The sequence below is a fragment of the Streptomyces stelliscabiei genome (assembly GCF_014873495.1).
GTDB lineage: Bacteria > Actinomycetota > Actinomycetes > Streptomycetales > Streptomycetaceae > Streptomyces > Streptomyces bottropensis.
Window position 1 is genome coordinate 63326 of sequence record NZ_JADBGF010000002.1, and the last position, 19119, is coordinate 82444.

Annotated in this window: 21 protein-coding genes and 1 pseudogene; 1 reads left to right on the forward strand and 21 read right to left on the reverse strand. The window is 70.5% G+C overall.

Features of this window, described 5'->3' with window-relative positions; all coding sequences use genetic code 11:
- Window positions 1-25: 25 nt before the first annotated feature.
- The gene (locus H4687_RS45415; RefSeq protein WP_046914991.1) at window positions 26-1021 is read right to left on the reverse strand and encodes an FAD binding domain-containing protein; all 996 of its coding nucleotides are present in this window, start codon (window positions 1019-1021) and stop codon (window positions 26-28) included.
- Window positions 1018-1512 carry a (2Fe-2S)-binding protein gene (locus tag H4687_RS45420; RefSeq protein WP_046914990.1) on the reverse strand — a complete coding sequence of 165 codons (495 nt, stop codon included), beginning with the start codon at window positions 1510-1512 and terminating at the stop codon, window positions 1018-1020. Before H4687_RS45420 ends, H4687_RS45415 begins: the two co-directional genes overlap by 4 nt.
- A 255-nt stretch (window positions 1513-1767) precedes the next feature.
- Here H4687_RS45420 and H4687_RS45425 point away from each other — a divergent pair, with 255 nt between their 5' ends.
- Window positions 1768-2664, forward strand: coding sequence for a helix-turn-helix domain-containing protein (locus tag H4687_RS45425; RefSeq protein ID WP_046914989.1), 897 nt, complete (start codon window positions 1768-1770; stop codon window positions 2662-2664).
- A gap of 540 nt (window positions 2665-3204) precedes the next feature.
- Here H4687_RS45425 and H4687_RS45430 read toward each other — a convergent pair.
- The 19 genes and pseudogenes from H4687_RS45430 to H4687_RS45520 form a co-directional block, all read right to left on the reverse strand.
- Window positions 3205-4044 (reverse strand): hypothetical protein, encoded by an 840-nt coding sequence (locus H4687_RS45430; RefSeq protein WP_225968463.1) that lies wholly within the window; start codon window positions 4042-4044, stop codon window positions 3205-3207.
- A gap of 397 nt (window positions 4045-4441) precedes the next feature.
- Window positions 4442-4591 (reverse strand): annotated as a pseudogene (locus tag H4687_RS45435) (ATP-binding protein); the annotation flags it as partial.
- On the reverse strand, window positions 4588-4944 hold the full coding sequence (locus H4687_RS45440) for a hypothetical protein (protein WP_046914987.1): 357 nt from the start codon (window positions 4942-4944) through the stop codon (window positions 4588-4590). The gene H4687_RS45440 and the pseudogene H4687_RS45435, both read right to left, overlap by 4 nt.
- Window positions 4941-5405 carry a Pycsar system effector family protein gene (locus H4687_RS45445; protein ID WP_046914986.1) on the reverse strand — a complete coding sequence of 155 codons (465 nt, stop codon included), beginning with the start codon at window positions 5403-5405 and terminating at the stop codon, window positions 4941-4943. The genes H4687_RS45440 and H4687_RS45445 overlap by 4 nt, the downstream gene beginning before the upstream one ends.
- A 119-nt stretch (window positions 5406-5524) precedes the next feature.
- Entirely contained in the window at window positions 5525-5989 is a 465-nt protein-coding gene (locus tag H4687_RS45450) for an RRQRL motif-containing zinc-binding protein (protein ID WP_046914985.1), read from the reverse strand.
- Between the two features lie 260 nt (window positions 5990-6249).
- Entirely contained in the window at window positions 6250-7059 is an 810-nt protein-coding gene (locus H4687_RS45455; RefSeq protein ID WP_046914984.1) for a hypothetical protein, read from the reverse strand.
- 119 nt (window positions 7060-7178) lie between these two features.
- Window positions 7179-7733: a DUF6197 family protein gene (locus H4687_RS45460; RefSeq protein ID WP_050399369.1), complete on the reverse strand. Its 555-nt coding sequence runs from the start codon at window positions 7731-7733 to the stop codon at window positions 7179-7181.
- Window positions 7734-7801: 68 nt separating this feature from the next.
- A complete protein-coding gene (locus H4687_RS45465) occupies window positions 7802-7990 on the reverse strand; it encodes a hypothetical protein (protein WP_046917524.1) in 189 nt (62 codons plus the stop codon).
- Between the two features lie 81 nt (window positions 7991-8071).
- Window positions 8072-10168: a hypothetical protein gene (locus tag H4687_RS45470; RefSeq protein WP_050399368.1), complete on the reverse strand. Its 2097-nt coding sequence runs from the start codon at window positions 10166-10168 to the stop codon at window positions 8072-8074.
- Between the two features lie 80 nt (window positions 10169-10248).
- Window positions 10249-10665 carry a hypothetical protein gene (locus H4687_RS45475; RefSeq protein ID WP_046913069.1) on the reverse strand — a complete coding sequence of 139 codons (417 nt, stop codon included), beginning with the start codon at window positions 10663-10665 and terminating at the stop codon, window positions 10249-10251.
- A 15-nt stretch (window positions 10666-10680) separates the two neighbouring features.
- On the reverse strand, window positions 10681-12507 hold the full coding sequence (locus tag H4687_RS45480; protein ID WP_046913070.1) for a hypothetical protein: 1827 nt from the start codon (window positions 12505-12507) through the stop codon (window positions 10681-10683).
- A 582-nt stretch (window positions 12508-13089) separates the two neighbouring features.
- Complete coding sequence (locus H4687_RS45485; protein WP_159026066.1) at window positions 13090-13326, reverse strand: hypothetical protein; 237 nt, start codon at window positions 13324-13326, stop codon at window positions 13090-13092.
- Entirely contained in the window at window positions 13323-13814 is a 492-nt protein-coding gene (locus H4687_RS45490; RefSeq protein ID WP_046913071.1) for a hypothetical protein, read from the reverse strand. Before H4687_RS45490 ends, H4687_RS45485 begins: the two co-directional genes overlap by 4 nt.
- A gap of 124 nt (window positions 13815-13938) precedes the next feature.
- A complete protein-coding gene (locus H4687_RS45495) occupies window positions 13939-16152 on the reverse strand; it encodes a coiled-coil domain-containing protein (RefSeq protein ID WP_046913072.1) in 2214 nt (737 codons plus the stop codon).
- Window positions 16153-16210: 58 nt separating this feature from the next.
- The gene (locus H4687_RS45500) at window positions 16211-16576 is read right to left on the reverse strand and encodes a hypothetical protein (protein ID WP_233443622.1); all 366 of its coding nucleotides are present in this window, start codon (window positions 16574-16576) and stop codon (window positions 16211-16213) included.
- 110 nt (window positions 16577-16686) lie between these two features.
- The gene (locus H4687_RS45505) at window positions 16687-16878 is read right to left on the reverse strand and encodes a DUF5999 family protein (RefSeq protein WP_046913094.1); all 192 of its coding nucleotides are present in this window, start codon (window positions 16876-16878) and stop codon (window positions 16687-16689) included.
- 212 nt (window positions 16879-17090) lie between these two features.
- Complete coding sequence (locus H4687_RS45510; RefSeq protein ID WP_192781851.1) at window positions 17091-17411, reverse strand: WhiB family transcriptional regulator; 321 nt, start codon at window positions 17409-17411, stop codon at window positions 17091-17093.
- An 81-nt stretch (window positions 17412-17492) separates the two neighbouring features.
- The gene (locus tag H4687_RS45515; RefSeq protein ID WP_318787742.1) at window positions 17493-17978 is read right to left on the reverse strand and encodes an ATP-binding protein; all 486 of its coding nucleotides are present in this window, start codon (window positions 17976-17978) and stop codon (window positions 17493-17495) included.
- A 268-nt stretch (window positions 17979-18246) separates the two neighbouring features.
- The gene (locus tag H4687_RS45520; RefSeq protein WP_046913097.1) at window positions 18247-18813 is read right to left on the reverse strand and encodes a hypothetical protein; all 567 of its coding nucleotides are present in this window, start codon (window positions 18811-18813) and stop codon (window positions 18247-18249) included.
- Window positions 18814-19119 lie beyond the last annotated feature (306 nt).

Sequence of the window (19119 nt, forward strand, 5' to 3'; positions counted from 1 at the left end):
CGTGTTGTCCCGCTTCCTCTCGGCATCAGGCGGCGCTCCCGTCGGTCAGCAGGCGCCGCAGAGTCGCCACGATCGTGCGCTGCGCGAGTTCGATCTTGAACGCGTTCTGTGGTCCGCCCTCCGCGGCGGCGAGTTCGGCTTCCGCCGCCCCCCGGAAGGCCTCCTCGGCCGCCGGCCGGCCGAGGAGCACGCGTTCGGCTTCGGTGGCGCGCCACGGCTTCGTGCCGACGCCGCCCAGGGCGAGCCGGACCTCGGTGACCACGCCGTCCTCGACGGCCAGCGCGGCCGCGACGGAGACGAGGGCGAACGCGTAGGACGCACGGTCGCGCACCTTTCGGTAGCGCGAGTTCGCTGCCACCGGCACCGGCGGCAGCTCGACGGCCGTGATCAGCTCGTCGGCGGCCAGCACCGTCTCGATATGGGGCGTGTCGCCGGGCAGCCGGTGGAACTCGGCGACCGGTATTCGCCGGGTGCCGCGCACGCTCTCCACCTCGACGACCGCGTCGAGCATCACCAGCGCCACCGCCATGTCCGAGGGATGGGTCGCGATGCAGTGCTCGCTCGCCCCCAGGACCGCGCCGCCGCGGGAGAACCCGCCGATCGCGTCACAACCGCTGCCGGGCGCACGCTTGTTGCACGCGGCGCTCTCGTCGTAGAAGTACATGCAGCGGGTGCGCTGCAGCAGGTTGCCTCCCACGGTCGCCATGTTCCGCAACTGGGCGGACGCTCCGTGCAGGATCGCCTGCGCCAGCACCGGGTAGCGGGTGCGGACGATGGGGTCCGCCGCGAGCCGGCTGTTGCTCACCAGCGCGCCGACGCGGATCCCGCCGTCCGGCAGTTCATCGATCCCGGTCAGCGGCAGGCGGGTGATGTCCACGACCGTCGACGGCTGCTCGATCCCCTCCCGCATGAGGTCGACGAGGCTCGTCCCGCCCGCAAGGAACTTCACGTCACCGCCGTCCGCGATCGTGCGCAGCGCCGTGCCGATGTCCGGTGCGCTGACGTAGGAGAACGACTTCACTTCGCGACCTCCCTGATCGCCGAGACGATGCCGTTGTAGGCGCCGCAGCGGCACAGGTTGCCGCTCATCCGCTCCCGGATCTCCTCGTCGTCCAGCTCACCGCCGGTGGCGGCGAGGTGCTCGGTCGCCGCGCTGGGCGCGCCGTCCTTGTGCTCGGCGAGCATGCCGATCGCCGAACAGATCTGGCCCGGCGTGCAGTAGCCGCACTGGAATCCGTCGGTGCGGACGAACGCCTCCTGCAACGGGTGGTCGACGCCCTCGATGGTCGTAATCTCACGACCCTGGTACTGCACCGCCAGCGCGAGGCACGCGTTGATCCGCCGGCCGTCGGCGAGCACCGTGCAGGCACCGCACGCGCCCTGGTCGCAGCCCTTCTTGGTACCGGTCAGGCCCAGGTACTCGCGCAGCGCGTCGAGCAGGCTCACCTGTGGTGAGACGTCCAGTCTTCGCGCGGATCCATTGATCCGAAGCTCGATCTCCACCCGTTTCATACCTCCGGTTCGCGTTCGGGTACCAGCCGATGCCGAATCCGTCGGGGTATCCCGGGCGTACGTTGTTGAAGCGGCGCGACAGCATGAACCGCTTCAACCCTCACAAGATCGGTCGGTCAGGCGTAGACGAGCTCGTCCTGCCACTGGTCCTTGCACGGTCCATGCAACAGGGAGGGCGGCCGATGGGGGAGAGTCTGATGACCCAGGTACTGGCAGCACCCCCCAGACCGCCGGCAGGGGACTTAACCTCGAAGAATGGACAGGCGAAAAGAGATCCGTGAGTTCCTGACCTCCCGCCGGGCCAGGATCACGCCCGAGCAGGCGGGGCTGCCCGTCTACGGCCGGGGCTCCCGGCGCGTCCCCGGACTTCGCCGCGAAGAGGTCGCGCTCCTGGCCGGAGTCAGCGTCGACTACTACACGCAGCTCGAACGCGGCAACGGCCGCGGGGTCTCCGACAGCGTCCTGGACAACCTCGCGCGAGCGCTCAAACTCACCGAGGCCGAACACACCCACCTCTTCGACCTGGTCCGCGCCGCGAACGCCACCACCCGCCCCCGTCGGGCCGCCAGAGCACAGGTACGTCCCGCCGTCCAGCGCTTCCTGGACGCCCTGACCATTCCCGCCCTCGTGTGGACCGCACGCTCCGACACCCTGGCCGCCAACCGCCTGGGGCGGGCCCTGTTCTCACCAGTGCTCCAGGACCGGCCCCTGCCCGTCAACAACGCCAGGTTCGTCTTCCTCGACCCGAAAGCCCAGGAGTTGTTCGGCGACTGGGAGGACGTCGCCAACGACACCGTCGCCGTTCTGCGCTGGGAAGCCGGCCGCAACCCCTATGACCGGGCACTGACCGACCTGGTCGGCGAACTGTCCACCCGCAGCGAGTTCTTCCGCACCCGCTGGGCGGCACACAACGTGCACGTGCACCGCAACGGCGTCAAAAAGTTCCACCACCCCATCGTCGGCGACCTCTCCCTGGCCTACGAGTTGATGTCCATCGAGGCCGACACCGGCCTGACCCTCATCTCCTTCAGCCCCGAACCCGGCTCGCCCTCCGAAGACGCGCTCGGACTCCTTGCCAGCTGGGCGGCCACCATCGACCGCGAGCAGGCTCCCCCTCCGGCGCCCAAGCCCGACCCACGGCGGAACCGCTGAGACCACGGGCGAAACCGTCGCCGTCACTGGCCCTCTGGGTGGGCAGGCTGAAACGTGCCATCGGTGGGCATGGCGTGCCCACACCGTTGCGCCCCCCACCTAAAGAACCAATCACCAGAGATCGGATAAACACCGAGGGCTCGCCCTCCCGGTCACCTGCACACTCGACGACACGGGTCTCCCGCCCGGCGCCCCCGGACTGCGGGTCTACCAGCACCGCGCCGCCGCTGCCGGTCTCGCCGTTCTCAGCTACCGCCTGAGCTGAAAGCGCAGCAGGTTCCCGTTCGTGCTGGTGGTCCCTACCGGGACAGTCCCGAGTGGGGCGCCGGGGTCGCGGACGTTCGGCCCAGCGGTTCACCAACTGCCCCATAATGCATGCGAGGTTCACGTGTACGGAGGCCCGGCCGCTCCCTACGGCCCGGGACTCCGTGCGTTGGCGCAATGCGCCTACTTCTTCGGCTTCCTGGCGTCCTTCTGCGCCTGCTTCATACGCTCGAGGACCGCGTTGTAGACGGCGGTGTCCTTCGGGTTGGCGAATGCTCACAGCAGGTGAGCTGTACCTCCGAGCGGGCGATAGGGCTGCGGTCGAGGACGATGGGTTCTCCTTGCGACAGCACTACGACGCCTGCGTGTACCGGCCGGTTGCTTCCGCTGACGAAGCCGCTCACGGAGGGCACCCACCATGGGAAGCGTCAAGCCGAAGAAGAGGAACAACACGGCCAGGCCGCTGAGGGAAGGGCTCACGACCTCCTCGACGTCCAGAGGCCAAGGATCGTCCACGAGGTAGAAGATGATGTACGAGCCCTTGGACACCGTGTAAGCGATGCCCAGCGTCGCGGCCATGGGGGACAGAGCATAGCCAGCGCCGCTCCAGGGTCGGATGCCCCAGTTGCGCTGCGCAGTCCTTCCGCACATGAAGGCCAACTCACCGCAGGTGACCAAGACATACGACAGGTAGATCAGCAGGTATGCGGCCACCGATTCGTTGTGCACATACGCGGTGGTGAACTCCATGTCCGGCTCGTTCGCCGCCAGGAAAAGCGGCACCATGATCGCCAGCTCCACCATGGCCGCGAAGGCCCGCTGGAACATCGCGGCGCGCAAGTACTCGGAACGGTAGGTCAGGTCAACCATCGTGATCTGGAGAGCGGCGCACCACAGGATCGCGCAGATGTGGGCAATCAGTTTGCCGACGTTGGCGACACCGGTGGCGTCCTCCGCTGCCTGAGCGACCACGGGGACGGCGAAGAAGACGCCGAGGGTGCAGATACCGAAGGCGGCGGCGATAGACCAGGTCGACACACGCGGGTTGCCGACGGCTCTCCTGGTGCAGAGAGCGGTGACCAATAAGCCGGCCACAGTGCATATCCCGAAGATCATGCCGTCCACTTAGAGCCCTTCCAATGAAGATCCACCATCCTGATTCCTGCTGGTCAGCAGGGCTGGTGTGATGTCTCGGCGGGGTACTTGTGCTGGTCGGGCGGGAGATCGTTAGCACGTGATCGTCCGTCACGGGCGGCCTCGGGGATTCCCGGGCTGGGGCGGCGGCCTCCCGCATAGGTTCCGCGGTGGGAGGGATGTGCATGACGGACGTGCTGACGTGGACGGTCGAGGGGCCCCCGCTGTCGGGAGGCACGCGCTCAACCTCCGCCGCTGCTGCTCCGGGGCCGCCGCGAAGGCAGTCACGCTCAGCCAGCAAGATCCAACAGATTCACAGCCGCTCGCCTGACAAGTGCAGAGAACAAGCTCAGTTCAACACGCTGAACTTGACAGAGAAGTCGTCACCGACCACACCGCGCAGGCCATCGAGCGAGAGGACCTGGGAGGCCGGCCACGTGCGGGCCAGCGTGGACTTGCCCGCACCGGAGGCACCGATCAGCACGATCAGCCCGTTCTCGGGCAGGGACGGGTACAGCACCGAGGTCATACGAGATCTCCTTGCGGGTCGAGGGAGCGGGCAGCCCAGATCAGGCGCATCCCGGCGTTGTCGGTGATCAGGGCGGCGGCCTCGTGCAGCGGGCAGGAAGCGTCGCCGTCGCGGTCGGGCTCGATCTGTTCGGCTCGCTTCGCGGCGGCGGTGAGCAGCTGCGCGACGGACGCCATGAACCCGCCGGGCGGGTCGGTGTCCTCGGACAGTTCGCGCAGGATCGCGGCAAGCTGCGCCTGGTCGACGTCGTTGGCGCTCAGGTCGTCCTCGATCTGCTGGAGGGCGAGCTGGGCGATGCCGACCGAGGCGCGGATGCGTTCCAGGCGGGTGCGGGCCTGCGCGGTCGCCGTCACAGCGCGAGGCTGGCGGCGGCCAGCGCGAGCAGGGCCAGGGCGGCGAGGGACAGGTCGACCGCGCGCCGCAAGAGGGTGAACTTCCGTACGGCGAGGACGGACAGGACCCGGATGCTGGCGGCGCGGTTGTCGCCGACCATGCAGCCGCGGATCTCGTCTTCGTCCAGGCGCGCCCAGTGCGGGAAAGACGCCTTGTCGTCACCGCGCAGGCGGGGCCTGACGACCAGAAGCAGCAGCACGGCGGCCGCGCCCAGGGCGAGGACGGCGAGCGCGCCGAAAACCTTCGTCACAGGCGGCAGGTCCTTGTCGGCGACGGACGCGAGGCCGGCGAGGACGGCTCCGTTGAAGGCGAGCAGTAAGGACGACTTGCCGTCCGTTCGTCCGATCTCGTTGACGATGGAGGCGCAGGCGGTGTCCAGGTTCTTGTCGGTGGCGGTGTCGGGGGCCGTGAAGGTCGTCATGCTGGGTTTCTCCCGATCTCGAAGGGGTGAGGGAGTGGGCGGCCGGCCTTTGCCGGTGCTGCGGCCGCCCGGGTGTGTGGCCCCGTCCCGGCCTGCGTGGCCGGGACGGGGTTCGCGGCTCACGCGACCAGCAGGTGAGTGCCGGACGTCGTGGGGGCGAGGTAGCTGCTGGGGTCCGCGGGAGTGCCGTCGAAGCACTCCAGGCAGCACCCGAGCTTCTTGGAGAGGCAGATGTAAAAACGCCTCCGGCAGTCGCCGCAGGTCTGCCGAGCTGCCATCGCCCGGTCCAGGGCCCATTCCTGAGCGAGCGTCGGCACGCGCTTGGGCACGGCCAGGTCGACACGGAGCAGGAAGCCCCTGGTGGGGTGGATGCACGACCACTGCGGCCGGTAGGAGCACCACTTACAGCGCAAGATCGCGACCGGACCGTCGTTGCCGCCCGGGCTGAGGTTCATGTCCCGTAACTGGCGCCGGGTGACCAGGCCTTCGGGGACGGCGCCGCGGTCGTACTCCGGCAGGAGCGCGTCGCTGCGCGGCACGCGCTTCACCTCGCGGCGGCGCCCCTTCTTCCGGGGGCGGGGCATCACCTGCTCCAGGCGCCGGGCAGCCGGTCGGGGCGGTGCGGGTAGCGGGGGCCGGGACGCTGCGGGCGAGGCCGGCCGATGCGGCGGCGTGGGCGGGGGATGAGCACGAGTGATCTCCTCCAGCGGGTTGGGTGGGCAACACACCGCGCCCGCCGACGTCGGTTCGTCGGCGGGCGCGGGAGACGGTGAGGCGGCTGGCCGGGCGGCCTGTACGGTCCTCGCCCGGTGCGGGGCGGGCGAGGACCAGGCAGGGCGTCGGGTCAGTGCTGGAGCCGGTGGACGTTGTCCGGTTCGTCGTCCAGGCCGTCGTGGACGGGGACGGGCTGCGGCGGGATGTGGATCTCGGGGCGGATGTCGATCTGGGGCTGGAAGCCCGTGTGGATGACCGGGCGCAGGCCCAGCCCGCGCAGGGCGACGGTGGAGGCCATGGTCCAGAGCAGGACGGCGATCCCGGTGGCGATGGTGCGGCCGTCGTCGGGGGAAGCGGACCACACGGCGCCGACGCTGGCCGTCCCCCAGAGGGTCCAGGTGATGCGGGCGCCGGTGCTTCCGGCGAACCCTCCGATCAGCCCGAACAGTCCGGTGAGCTGCCAGAAGGCGTAGACGGCGGATCCGCTGACGGCGAGGCCGGGGCCGGTATGCCGAGCGATGTAGGAGCGGATCGGGTTGTCGATGACGGCCCAGAAGCCGTTGGAGGTCTCGGCTGCGGCCTGCGTCGTCGGCGTCGCGGTGACCAGCCGGTCGGCCACGGCGGAGACGATGTCACCTGCGGTGTCCAGCAGGACGATGAACGCGCACACCCCGGCCAGGATGAGCACTGCCTTGATCCAGTTGGCCATCTTGTGCCAGCCGACCTGCCGGGCTTGGAACACCTCTTCCCACCGCTCGTACAGGAAACCGCCCTGCTCCCAGGACGCATCCCACGCCTCGCGCAGCCGGGCGAAGCGCTTGGCGCCGGGGGCCTTGTCCCGGCCAGTGACCGGCGGCTCGGGAGTCTGGTCGAACAGGTCGAAGAAGCTCGGGCTGTTCGGGCTGGGCTGGCCGTTGACGGGCTTGTCGTCGGACTGCATGCGGGGCGTCTCCCTCGCTCGGGCGGCTGTGGTGGGCGGGTTGTGCGCAGGCCGGACGGCCTGGCCCGCACCCGACCGCGAGGGTTCGGGTGCGAGGCAGGTGGTCCGGAGAGCTGGGGTCAGAGGCCGCGGGCGTCGGCGAGGCCAGCGGCCTGGTCGAGCATTCGCATCGGGACGCGGCCGGAGCCGTGTGCGTCGTTGAAGGACGGCACGGAGTCGACGTCGTCGCCGAACTTGCGGCGGATCGCGTCCAGGACCACGGAGGCCGCGCTGGCCTCCAGGCCGCTGTCGCCGCGGGCCTCGATCCGGATGGCCCCGAGCATGCAGCGAGCTCCGTCTTCGTCGACCAGGGCGTCCTTGCACCAGCCGCCGGTGAGCAGCCGGTGGTGAGCGCGTTGCAGAAGGTCCGCGACCGGGGTCGGGTAGGACTGCTGCGGCGGCGGCTGGAGCGTCGGGGTCAGCGGGACGGTGACGACGTCGGCCAGGTCCACGGGCTCGGTGTCGATGTGCGCCGTGTTGACCTCGTAGGCGACCTTGGCTTCGTCCAGCCGCACGGTCATCGCCGCGTTGATGAACGCCATGCGTTCCTCGAGGGACAGTGCCGTCGGCGGCGCTGGAGCTGCGGGGATCGGGGCGGTCTGGTCTATGGCGGGGGCGGGGTGGGTCTGGGGCATCGGGGCTCCTGGGGGCGTCGAAGGCGCGGGGGTGGGTGGCGGCCTTCGACGCCGGCGGCCGGGCGTGGTCAGAAGCTGGAGAGCCAGCCGGTGACGGTGCTGATCGCGTCGGTGATGGTGGGCGCGGCACCAGTGAAGGCGAGGAAGAAGCCGAACCCGGCGCAGGCCAGGGCGGGCCCGAGGCGTACGTAGCCGCCCCGGATGAGGACGAAGACGACGATGCCGAGCAGGACGACGGCGGAGATCGATACGGCCACGAGCGATGTGTCCTTCCAGGTGAGAACAGGGCCCGGCCAGTGCGGCCGGGCCCTGCGAGGGTGGAGCGGTGCGGGGCGGGGTCAGACGCCGGAGAGGTTCTTGATGGCCTCCAGCGCCTGGCGGGGGGAGGTGACCGCGTCGCGGCGCGCGGCGGACTTCCCGCCGCGGCGCTTGCCGCCGCCCTTCTTGGGCGCGTCGTCGTCGCCGTCCTCGTCATCGGGTTCGTCGCCGAACTCGCCGGGCCGGGGCGGCTCGGTCCAGTCGAACCACAGGTCCCGCGCTTCGAGCTCGCGGATCTCGTAGTCGGTGAGGGTGGCGATGGTGTCGGGGAAGTAGTCGTCCAGGCCGGCCTTGAAGTCCATGAACAGCGTGCGCAGGACCTCGGGCTGCTTGGCTTCGACGATCCAGCCAGCGCCGCCGGTGTTGGAGTTGGAGGGCGGCTCGGGCTCGCCGCGCATCACCCGGTCGATCCGGCCCGCCTCTTCCGGGGAGAAGGAGCGGGGGAGCGGGTCGGGCGTGTGCTCGGACGGGATACCGAGGGCCTTGAACATGTCGCCGACCTTCTTGGGCGCCACCTTCAGCACGACCGGGATGCAGTTCTCCCGGAGGTTCTCGCACAACAGCTGCGTGAACCCGTCCTGCACGTAGATGGACTGGCCGGCCACCTTGATGCCGATGCCGTACTTGCGGCCCTTGACCGACACCTTCTCGGCAAGGTCCATGATCTCCGCTCCGTAGTCGCCGTGGCGGGCAGCGGAGAGGAACTCATCCAGGTAGGCGGACAGCATCCGGTAGGGGCAGCCCGGCAGGTTGGGGTCCCAGTCGTAGACCTTTCCGTCCTCCCACGGCATCTCGCCGCGGATCTCCATCAGGGCGTCCAGCGCCCGCAGGAGCCGGATCATGTAGAGGGCGCCGACGCCGTAGCGGTCGGTGTACTCGCCCAACTTGGCGGCCTTCTCGTCCGGGGCTTCCGCCGCCAGCCAGACCACGGCGCCGAACAGGGCGTCGGCGGCGACGTGCAGGCCCATCAGCTGGGTCTTGCCGCCGCCGGACGGGGCGACGAACAGGCCGTGTGCTGCGCCCCGGTCGGTGTAGACGCGGTTGCGGGCGGGCTGGCCGTTGCCCAGGTAGCCGGTCACCCACCGGCCGTCCTTGTCCGGGGTGAGCAGTTCCCGCGTTGCGGGGAAGATCTGCGCCAGCGGGCTGGAGTCCCACAGGGAGACCAGGATCTGGTTGCCGTCGACGGTGACGAACAGTCGGCCTTCGTCGTACTTGGTCTTCAGCGCGGCCGCCAGGGCGTGCTGGTTGACGCGCGGCTCGCCCATCTCGTCGGGGACCTGGGCGATGTAGTGGGTGACCCGGCGAGCGTGGTCGCGGACCTCCTTGACGAACTGGGAGCCGGGCACCGGGCCGCTCGCGATCCGGTCGGCCCACCACTCGTGGGCGGTGGGGGCCTTGCGGCGCCGCTCGTTCGCGTCGGGGGTGACGTGGACTTCCTTCCAGCCGGGGCCGCCCTCCCGCCCGTACTGGCGGCCCACTTCCTTGATGTGCACGTCGGTGACGTCGACGCCGAACGCGGCGGCGACGACTTCCTCGGTGAGGCCGGAGATCGGCCGTCCTGCCTCGGAGGCGCGCAGCAGCAGCGACAGGTCGTGTCGCGTGCCCTCGTGCGGGGTGGCCTTGACGACGATGGTGCGGCCGGGCAGGCCGCGGTTCTCCCACAGCCAGCGCACCTGCTGGGTGAACTGGTCGGCGCCGTCGTCCGGGGACGCCTCGGGGGCGGCGGGCTGCAGCTGCGGCGCGGGGGCCGGGGCGGCGAGGGCGGGCCGGTGGCGACGGCGGGTGTGCCGGGAGAGCGGCAGGACCAGCAGACCGGCCGCCGCCCATCCGGCGGCGAGCAGGCCGTCCAGGCACCACGGGCCCCAGCCGATCGTGTTCTTCGCGGCGATGTCGACGGCGGCGGCGAACACGAGCGGCGACCAGCGCAGGATCTTGCGGCCCGCGCCGGACTCGTCGCTCTTGTAGGCGAGGAACCAGCCGCCGACGCCGGCGGCGCCCGCCAGCTGCACGACCGTGTTGACGGGGCTGTCGGGGGAGAGGTTCGGGGCCGCGGCGAGGACCGGGGCGGCCAGGGTGTAGAGGGTGCGCTCCAGGGCGACGCTGCGCGGCACAGACACGGGGTTCTCCTTCGGGAGTGACGATGGGCGGCCCGCCGTCGGTGGCGGGCCGCCCATCAGGGGGTTTCAGTGGTTCGGGGTCAGTGGGCGAAGAAACCCGGCTTGGGGGTGCGCTCCTTGCGGCTGGAGCGGATGGTGTCCAGGCCCTCGTACAGCCGCGCGTGCCTGCGCCGCGCGTCGTGGGCGAGGCCGGACACCTCCTGGGCCGTCTCGTGGAGCTTCTTCACTTCGACGGCGGCGCCGCCCAGGGCGACGGACACCTGGTTGGTCATCTCGATGAACTTGCGGTCAAGTTCGGCGTTGGCGATGTCGACGGCCAAGCCCTCGGAGCGCTGGGCGTTCGTGCGCATGCCGCGCAGCAGCGCCTCGAGCTCGTTGCTGGCCAGGTCCATGGCCTGCCCCAGCACCTTGAGCTTCTGCTGGACGGCCTTGTACCGGTTGTCGCCGTCCGTCTGGGCGGCGGCACCGCCGCCGGTGGTGGGCGCGAGGTCGCTCATCAGCGGACCTTCTTCCTAGTCGTGGTGGGCGGCGGCGGAGGCGTTGGCCAGGCCCGCGTCGTCCATGGCCTGGATGTCCTCGCCGTAGACGCGGCCGACCGACATGGCGGCGAGGCGGGCGGCCTCCGAGGCGATCTCGCACTCGGTGGCGCACCGTTCGGCCAGTTGCTTCATGCGGGCCGCGGCGTCGGCCAGGTCCGTGATCTGGTCGACGACCTCGGTGGCGATGTTGTGGTCGCTGCCGAGGTCGGCCGCCATGTCCCGAAGGGCGTCGGCGACCTTGCCGAGTGCGATGGCCAGGTCCTGGGCGCGGTCCTTGTCGAGTGCGGCGGCGATCGCGATGTTCACGATCTCCATCAGGTACTCGCCGAAGGTGATGTCGGTCCGGTGCTTGGCCGCCATACCGGCCTGGCCCGACGCGGGCTTGTTGACCTCCGATGCCACGGGGTCCTCCTGTGCAGTGGGTCGGCTGGTTCCGGGACGCTCGGTGTGGGGCTCCGGGGCGCGAGGGAGGCTCGCCGTGCTCGAGACGGTGGCCCCGAAGGGATCGGACGGGTCATCGACGACGACCGCGTCCCAGATGTCCTCCTCAGCCTCTTCGGACTTCGGGGGACGGCTGCTCCGACCGGGACTGTCCACCGTGACCTTCAGGTCTTCGGGCCGAAGCCTTGAGGGCTCCTCCGGCTCAGGCGGGGTGGTGTCCTCGCCGGGCTTGGTGAAGAAGTCCTTGAGCTTCTCCTTGAAGGAGCGCTTGTCGTCGCTGTCACCCGAGTCCGGCGGGTCCTTGACGTCGTCGAGCTTGGGGCCGTCGTCCGCCCCGGTGCCGTCCTTGGCGTCCTTGTCGCCCGAGCCGTCGGACGGCTTCTCGCCGCTCTTCTTGCCGTCGTCCGGCTCCTTGGTCGCGGAGTCGTCCTTCGGGCCGTCAGAAGACGACTCAGGGTCGTCCTTGGTCATCTTCTTGGTGGTGGCCTCGGAGTCCTTGCCGCCGGTGGAGTCCTTGGCCTCACCGTCCTTCGCGGCCTTGTCCTTCTCGGCTGCGCGGCGCTTGTCCCAGCGGCGCTGCGCTTCCTCCGATACGGCCGCGCCCAGGGTGGTGCGGTCGTCGGCGGCCTTGGCGGCCTCCCGCTTCTCCTTCCTCGCGGCTTTCCGCTCGGCTTTCGCCCTGCGGCGTTCCTCGCGCGCCGCCTGGTTGGCGGCGCGGTCCTGGTCGCGGTCCTTACTGCGGTCGGTGAGGTTCGCGGCCTGGTCGGCGGCGCGCCGCTGCTGGCGGGCGGCCTGGCGGGCGGTGGCACGATCCTGGCGGCCGCGGGCACGTTCAGCCCGAGGGCTGGCGGCCGGCGAGTCCTTCGACCTACCGCCGTCGCCCTTCGAGCCGCCCTTGCCGGACCCGGAGCTGCCCGACCCGTTCTTGCCGCCGGGGCCGCCCGAACTGCCCTTGCCGGTACCGGACTTACCCGCACCGGAGCCGCCAGAGCCGTTCTGACGGCCTTTGGGGCCGCCGGACGACTCATTGCCCTTCGAGCCGCCCCCACGGCCGCCAGCGGAACGATCAGGGCCCTTCCCGGCGCCCTTGGGGGAGTTGCTGCCCCCAGAGCCTCGCCCGGAGCCGCCGGACCCGTTCGTGCCCGAGCCCCGGCCGCCGCCGGTTCCCCGGCCCGAGCCGCCGGAGCTGCCGCCGCCTCCGCGTGAGCCGCCCCCGCCGCCGGCCTTCGAGCGGCCGCCCTTGTCAGCGCCCAGGCCGGAGCTCGAGGACCGCGCCGCGTCGGCCTTGCCGCGCGCCGCCGTCTTGTCGGCCTTCGCTTTCATCTGCGCGGTGTGGAGCTTGGCGTTCTGCTCCATCATCGCTGTTTCCTGGGCTGTGCGGGCTTCCAAAAGCGCTGCCTTGCGCGCTATTTCAGCCTCACGGAAGGGCGCTTCTCCAGCGTGCCGGTCCCGCGCCACTTCCAGCCGGTATTCCAGCCAGTCACCGAGGCGATCGGCGAGAGAACGAGGCTGCTCGTATTCGCCTTCCTCGTATTCTCCGTCGTCGGAATCCGGAGCGTCGGGCATTCCAGTTTCCCGCAGAGCAGTTTCCGGGGAAATAGGCCCGCGAATAGCCGGGAGTTCCATCGTCGTCTCTGCCGGGGACTCCGGAGGGACAGGGCCACCGGAACCGCCGTCTGGCGGTTCGGAGAAAAACAGATCCCCACCGTCGGGGGCATCCGGCATTCCGCCGGAATCACTGCCCCGAGTGGGGAGGTTGATTACGTTGCTGTCGGTGTCGTCGGACACGCGACTCCCTCCTCCTGAGCTTGACAGTCGGCACCGGCCTCGCGTACACGCGCGCACGCCACGCGCGGCACGCGTCACGCGCGACACGCGTTGGGATCGCCGAAGGGCCGTCCCCGGGATCGGAGACGGCCCTTCGTGACGGGGCGTGTGGAGCTAGCCGGAGTGGCGGTTGTGGACGTTCTGCAGGGCGAGTACGACCTCACGGATGAACGCCGTGTCTCCGCCGCGGTAAGCCTGCGTGCCCCGGATGTTCACAACTCGGAGCCAGGCGTAGAAAGTGCCGAGTTCGTTCCCGTGCTGCGCAATCAAATCCTGTTTGATTTTTCGCTCGTGTTCCGCACGGTTGAACGCCTTCCGCTCTGCTTTCGTGAGCGGGCGACCTGCACTCACGCCGACTCCCTGCGGTCCAGGTTGTAAATCGACGTGGGGCCACCATAGCCCATATTCGGGCTCTGCACACCCTGCTGCCCCGGGTTTTCCGGGGCGGCCTGGAGCGGCGGGTTGTTCTTACGCTCCTTGAGCTGCGCCTTTTCCTTTCGCTGCTTCTTGACCTCCTTCAGCTTTTCGTCGTGGGCGGCGCGCTTATGGGCGCTCTTTTCCAGTCCGGCGGTAACGCCCTTCAGGTTCTTGAGAATGTCGGTCAGGGACTTTTCCACCGGGAAGGAGCGCAGCCGGGCCTGACCCCACTTGTCTCCCTCCACGCGCGCCTTTCGGCAGTGCACGCGGGTCTCGCGCTGGAGGATCTCCAGCTTGGCCTGCATGTCCAGCACGACCCGGTGGAAGTCCGCGAGGTAGTGCGCGTAGGCGGCGGGGTTCTGCGCGATCTCGCGCAGCGCCGCGTTCGGGTCGTCGAAGAAGGGCTTGTCTTCGGTGCTCACGGGGTCCTCCGTGGGGGTCGGATCTGCTGTACTCGGGGGGCTGTTGACTGCTTCCGGCAGTCGCAGCGGAGGGCCAGCCCGATTGCTGCGGGCTGGCCCTCACTGGCGTGTGCCGGACGGTGGATCACTTCAGGTACTTGTCCGCGTCCTCGGGACGCAGCAGGCCGGCCTCCTTCAGCAGCCGGACCGCGCGGGGCTGGTTGACGCTGAGCTTGGTGCGGGCCTGGTAGAGCGTGACGAAGCCGTCCTCGTCGCGCGGCAGGTTCTGTACGAGCGGCAGGAGTTCAGCATCCGTCCGTACAGGCGTACCGGTACGGTCCGCACCCGCCGCGCCGCTGGTTCCGGTTGCGGGAGAGGACGTGGCGTCCGTACCGGTACGGGCGCCCGGTACGCCGTCGCCGCCGGACTGTGTACGGACGCTGACCGTGCCGGTACGCCCCTGTACGGCCGCGCTGGCCGTACCGGTGCGTCCCGCAGCCGGTGTACCTGTACGCCGCGCCCCGTCAGGGGCGGTGTGTACGCCGTCTGTACGGTCGCTGTACGGCCTGGTCAGCGCCGCTTCATTCCCGCCATCGTGCGGCGGGTGAGGCGCGGCATGTACAGGGTCCGTACCGTCCCGTCCGATGCCCGTTCCGTCCGGCCGTACCGAGCCGTGAGCGGCGTACTGGTCGCGGCTGGCGGCCCCTGTACGGCTGGACGACGCGGTGTCCGTCCCGTCGGGACGCCGGTGCGTACCTGTACGGGCGGGCGTTCCGTTTCCGCTGTCCGTACCGGTACGGCCGTCCGCAGCGGCTGTACTGCCGTGGCTGTCCGTACCGTCGTCGTGCATGAGCGTGTGGACGCGCCAGATGACGGCCACGAAGATCAGCACGACGAACGTGGTCAGCTGCCACGGTGCCGACTCGCCCGGCTTGACGATGTGGGCCTGCTCGGACAGGTGGTAGGTCACGTTCGCCGACGCCATCAGCAGCAGCGCGTACGGGATGTCCTTCTTCGCGCGGAAGGCGGTGACGCAGTAGACGTCGATGCTGACGGGCAGCAGCGGGGCAACGTACTGGTTGATGCCGACCATGCGGGCCAGCTCGTACTCGCCGGAGGCGGCGAGACCGACGCCGGCGGCCAGCGCGATCCACGGGGCCGTCTTCCATGCCTTGCGGCTGAGGTTCTGCTGCCAGCCCCGGAAGCGGGAGTTGGCCCGCTTGGCCTCGCGGGCCTCATCGAGCAGCCGGCGGGCGCGGGCCTCATCGGCCTGCGCCCGGTCGGTGATGCCCTTCGCCTTGCGCTCCGCCTCGGTGGTGATGCGGCTCGCTTCCTTCTGGGCGGCCTCGCGCAGCTGCGCCGCGACGGTCTTGGCTTCCTCCCGCAGCCGCTCGCGCTGCTTGTCGCACGCCTGCTTGAGCCCGGCGAGTTCGTCGGCGAGGGCCTTGCGCTTGGCGGCGGCCTCCGTGTCGAACTGGTCGGTGAGCTCGCGCAGCCTCGTCCGCAGCTCCGTGCGTGCCTGCTCCGCCTCGGTGTGCGCGGCGGCGACATGCTGGTCGGCTTCGCGGCGCCGGTCGTCGGCGGCCTTGACCGCGTCCGCGTACAGCGCCTCCGCCTCCGCGCGGCGGCCGTCGTACTGTTCAGCCGCCGTCGCCGCGAGCTGGGCGAACCGCTCGCGGGCCTGGTCGACCTCGCGCTGCGCAGCGGCCACCAGTTCGTCGGCCTGCTCCTGGGCGCGGGCGAGGATCTGGCCGGCGTCGATGCGGCGCTGGTCGACCAGAGCCGCGATCTCGGTGAGGTCGGCCTCCGCCAGGCGGCGCAGCTCGGCAACCGCCTTGCCGGTCGCTTCGCGGTCGGTGGCGGCCAGTTCGGTCAGGTCGGCGACCTGCGCACGGGCCTCCGCCACCAGCCTCTCGGCATGGTCGCGGGCCTCGCTCAGGAGCCGGTCGGCCTCGCCGCGCGCCGCCTCCAGGTCGCTCGATGCCGCCGCGCGCTGGGCGGTGGCCTCCTGGTCGGCGTCAGCGGTGATGTCCGCAGCGCGGGTCTGCGCCTCGGTCATCAGCACGGTGACGTGCTCGTGCGTTTCGGCGACGGTGCGCGCGGCCGCACTCTCGGCTTCCGCCTGGAGGGCGGCGGCCTGCTCGCGCGCGGTGTCGATGACGTCGGCGGCCCGGTCCCGGGCGTCCGCGACGCGGACCAGCGCCTCGAGGTCGACGACCTCCGTCTCCGTCTGCGTGGTCCCGGCCGGGGCCGGGGAGGTGTCGGGGGTGGGAGAGGCGGTGGGCTGCGAAGCCGGACGGGTCGCCGCCGCCTTCTTGCGAGCGGTGGGCCTCTTGTTGCGGGTTCGTGTGGCGGCCACGCCGCCTCCTTTCAGGTCGGGTGCCGCCCGGGTGGGCGGCGGTTCAGGGGTGGTTCTGTCAGTCACGCTGGACGGGCAGCTCCGGCCGCTGGTTGGCGGTCGCGTGCTGCTGGGTGAGCCAGGCGAGGGCGGCCGCGGTCATGTCGTCGGCCGCGCTGTCGGTGTTCAGCGGGGCGGTGTCGATGTCGCGCATCGCGTCGACGGACGGCAGCAGGCGCATGTACTCGGGGTTCGCGAAGTAGATCGAGCTGCCCGACGGCAGCGGCGTCAGGTCGTAGGTGTTGTCCAGGCAGACCCGGTCGACGCGGCAGACGAAGGTGTGGCCGGCCTGCCCGGTCCAGAACATCTCCGGGTCGCGGTACAGGACGAACTGGCCCCGCTGGAACTTGATCGCGGGGGTGGTGCTCTGGGCGCTGTCGCGCACGGCAACTCCTTGGCGGCTCACGTGGTCCGGACTGTCCGGCTCCCCGTCACCGCCCGACCCGGCCGCCACGGTGGTGGGCGGTCGGTGCGGGCGGATCAGGCAGCCGTCAGTCAGGCCGCGGCCGCGAGGGGCCGGTGCGGGGCGACGACCTGGCCGTCGGGGAGCAGCTCGCCGGTGTCCTCGAAGAGCACGACGTCGTTGCACAGCAGGCTCCAGCCCTGCTCCGGGTGAGCGGCCACGACGATGGCGGCCTCGCGGTCCGAGCTGCTGGCCGACGGGCACTTCGGGGTGTGCGTGCACAGCGAGTCCGGCAACCGGGTGGTGCCGGTGGCGGTCGTCGCGGTGTCGAGCTGGGTGCTGCGTTGCATGAGCTCTCCTGGCGAGGGGAAGCGAGCCCGAGACTTTCCCGGGCTGGAGACGTGCGAAAGGCCGACTGCCCGTCCGGCGGGCGGCTGGCCTGGTCGAACAGCGTGGTGCGGACAGGGAGTTGCTTGCCGCTCCCGTCCGGCGGGAGTCAGGCGGAGACGGCCGCGGCGCGCTCGCGGGCGGCGCGACGCTTGAGGGAGCGGCGCTCCTTCTCGGACATGCCGCCCCACACGCCCGACTCGTTGCGGTCCAGCGCGCCCTGGAGGCAGCTCTCGATCAGCGGGCAGCCGCGGCGGCAGACGGCCTTGGCCTCCTCGATCTGGAGCAGCGCCGGGCCGGTGTCGCCGATGGGGAAGAACAGCTCGGGGTCCTCTTCGGCGCAGGCCGGACGGGGCCGGTCCGGGGCCTCGGTGGAGACGGGCGCGTAGGCGTGGCTGCGTACGACGGCGACGGACACTCGCATCTTCATTTGGGCCTCCCAAAGATCCGTGTACGAGGCAGCCCCGGGGCGGTACCCCGGGGCTGCCTCGTGTGTTGGCTGCGGGCTGAACTACCTGGCGTCGATGCGGCAGCGGATCTGCTTGCCGACCGGCGAGGGCACGATGTCCCAGCCGGGCGCCAGCATGTCCAGCAGACCCAGGCCGCGCCCGGACTCCGCGTTGTCGCTGTCCATCGCCACCGCGCTGCGGTGAGGCAGCAGATCGGCGGCGGGGTCGTGCACGTTCACCTGGACGCTGCGCCCGGTGACGTACACCTCTACGACCAGCGGCACGTGATCACCGCAGGCCCGCACAGCGTTGCCGAGCAGCTCCGAGACGAGCCACTCAGCGGTGTCGGCGGTCGCCTGGCCAGCCCCGTACGCCATCGGCACCGACACGGTCAGACCGCGCACCGTGCTGAAGGCGAACTCGGAGGCCGTGATGTGGGCGACGAACCCGCCCGCGCGGTGACGCAGGTGGAAGCCGGGGACGGAGGCCGGAAGCGCCGGCCGGTCCGCAACCATCGTTCCGGTACCCGAGACGGTGAGCGTCGTCACTGTGAACCGCCGCCCTTGCCGCCCTGGCGGACCCGGCGCAGCGCTTCGTCCATGTCCGGGTCGCTGTCCCCCTGCGCACCGAACGGGGCGAGGGATGTCATCATGTAGCTCAAGGTTGTTGTCCTTCCGCGAAGGGGATGACCTGCTGAACGGCCTCGGGGCGCAATCCCGGGGCCGCTCGTTTTGGCTGGTCGTACGAGCAGCCACGGCCCCGGCCGACCCGAGGTGATCGGGTCGGCCGGGGCCGTGGTCGTTCGTGCGGGGCGGCTCAGTGCGCGGGGCGCTTGGGGTGAAGCGTGGTCAGCGGAACCGCAGGGCCCTCCGTGGGAGCGTCACCAGCGGGCACCTCCTGGCGGTTCTTGTCGGCGTCTGCCACGCGGGGCAGCACCGCGTTCCAGTCGGCCACGCGCCTGGTCGGCGTGCGCTCCGCACGAGCCCGCAGGGTCCGGTCGGTCTGCGGACTGAACGCCTTGGGGAGCACCGCGGTGGGCTGGCGGCTGGAGGCTTCCGTGATGGCGTCGGCCAGGAGCTCCCGCCACTCAGCGATCGTCAGATCGAGCTTCACTCGCCGGTTGCTGCCGATGCATCGGCGGGGTTCGGCGGTGCCGGCGCGGCCGGTGTGGTGGGGGACCAGCTTCGGGTTGCGGCCGTCGTGCCCGGTGATGGGGCACCAGCGACTGCAGTTCGGGCAGACCAGGCTCTCCGTGCCGGGGAGCAGGTCGATGTCGATGGGGGGCAGCTTCGAGACGGCGATCGCGGGGAGGCTGCTGACCTGCTTCGTGCGGGTCCGGGTCGGACGCTTGCGGGCCGTGGGCATCGCGGACGTGATGGTCATGCGGATCTCCTTGTGTACGGAGGGGAGGGGCTGCGTCGCGGTGCTCTCTCCGCCCGCCAGGCGCACGGGAGACCCGGCGTCCTGGAGGACGGACAGCGCATAGCGCTGCGACGTGCATGCAGGTGAGTCGAGACCAGGGGATTTAGTGGTGCATCAACCCTGGCCACCCCGAGGGGCGGACGACTTCCTGCGGTCTTGCGACCGGCGAGGTACCAAAACGTGCAGGTACAGCACCGGCTACGCCCTGCATCCGGCTACTCACCGCTTGCTGGCGCATCTCGATTAGAACCCCGCTATCCCCCCAGG

Coding starts and splice junctions, on each gene's coding strand:
- H4687_RS45420 (WP_046914990.1), bottom strand. CDS start 1,512: ATGAAACGGGTGGAGATCGAGCTTCGGATCAATGGATCCGCGCGAAGA.
- H4687_RS45425 (WP_046914989.1), top strand. CDS start 1,768: ATGGACAGGCGAAAAGAGATCCGTGAGTTCCTGACCTCCCGCCGGGCC.
- H4687_RS45430 (WP_225968463.1), bottom strand. CDS start 4,044: ATGATCTTCGGGATATGCACTGTGGCCGGCTTATTGGTCACCGCTCTC.
- H4687_RS45445 (WP_046914986.1), bottom strand. CDS start 5,405: ATGACGACCTTCACGGCCCCCGACACCGCCACCGACAAGAACCTGGAC.
- H4687_RS45450 (WP_046914985.1), bottom strand. CDS start 5,989: ATGCCCCGCCCCCGGAAGAAGGGGCGCCGCCGCGAGGTGAAGCGCGTG.
- H4687_RS45455 (WP_046914984.1), bottom strand. CDS start 7,059: ATGCAGTCCGACGACAAGCCCGTCAACGGCCAGCCCAGCCCGAACAGC.
- H4687_RS45460 (WP_050399369.1), bottom strand. CDS start 7,733: ATGCCCCAGACCCACCCCGCCCCCGCCATAGACCAGACCGCCCCGATC.
- H4687_RS45475 (WP_046913069.1), bottom strand. CDS start 10,665: ATGAGCGACCTCGCGCCCACCACCGGCGGCGGTGCCGCCGCCCAGACG.
- H4687_RS45480 (WP_046913070.1), bottom strand. CDS start 12,507: ATGATGGAGCAGAACGCCAAGCTCCACACCGCGCAGATGAAAGCGAAG.
- H4687_RS45510 (WP_192781851.1), bottom strand. CDS start 17,411: ATGAAGATGCGAGTGTCCGTCGCCGTCGTACGCAGCCACGCCTACGCG.
- H4687_RS45520 (WP_046913097.1), bottom strand. CDS start 18,813: ATGACCATCACGTCCGCGATGCCCACGGCCCGCAAGCGTCCGACCCGG.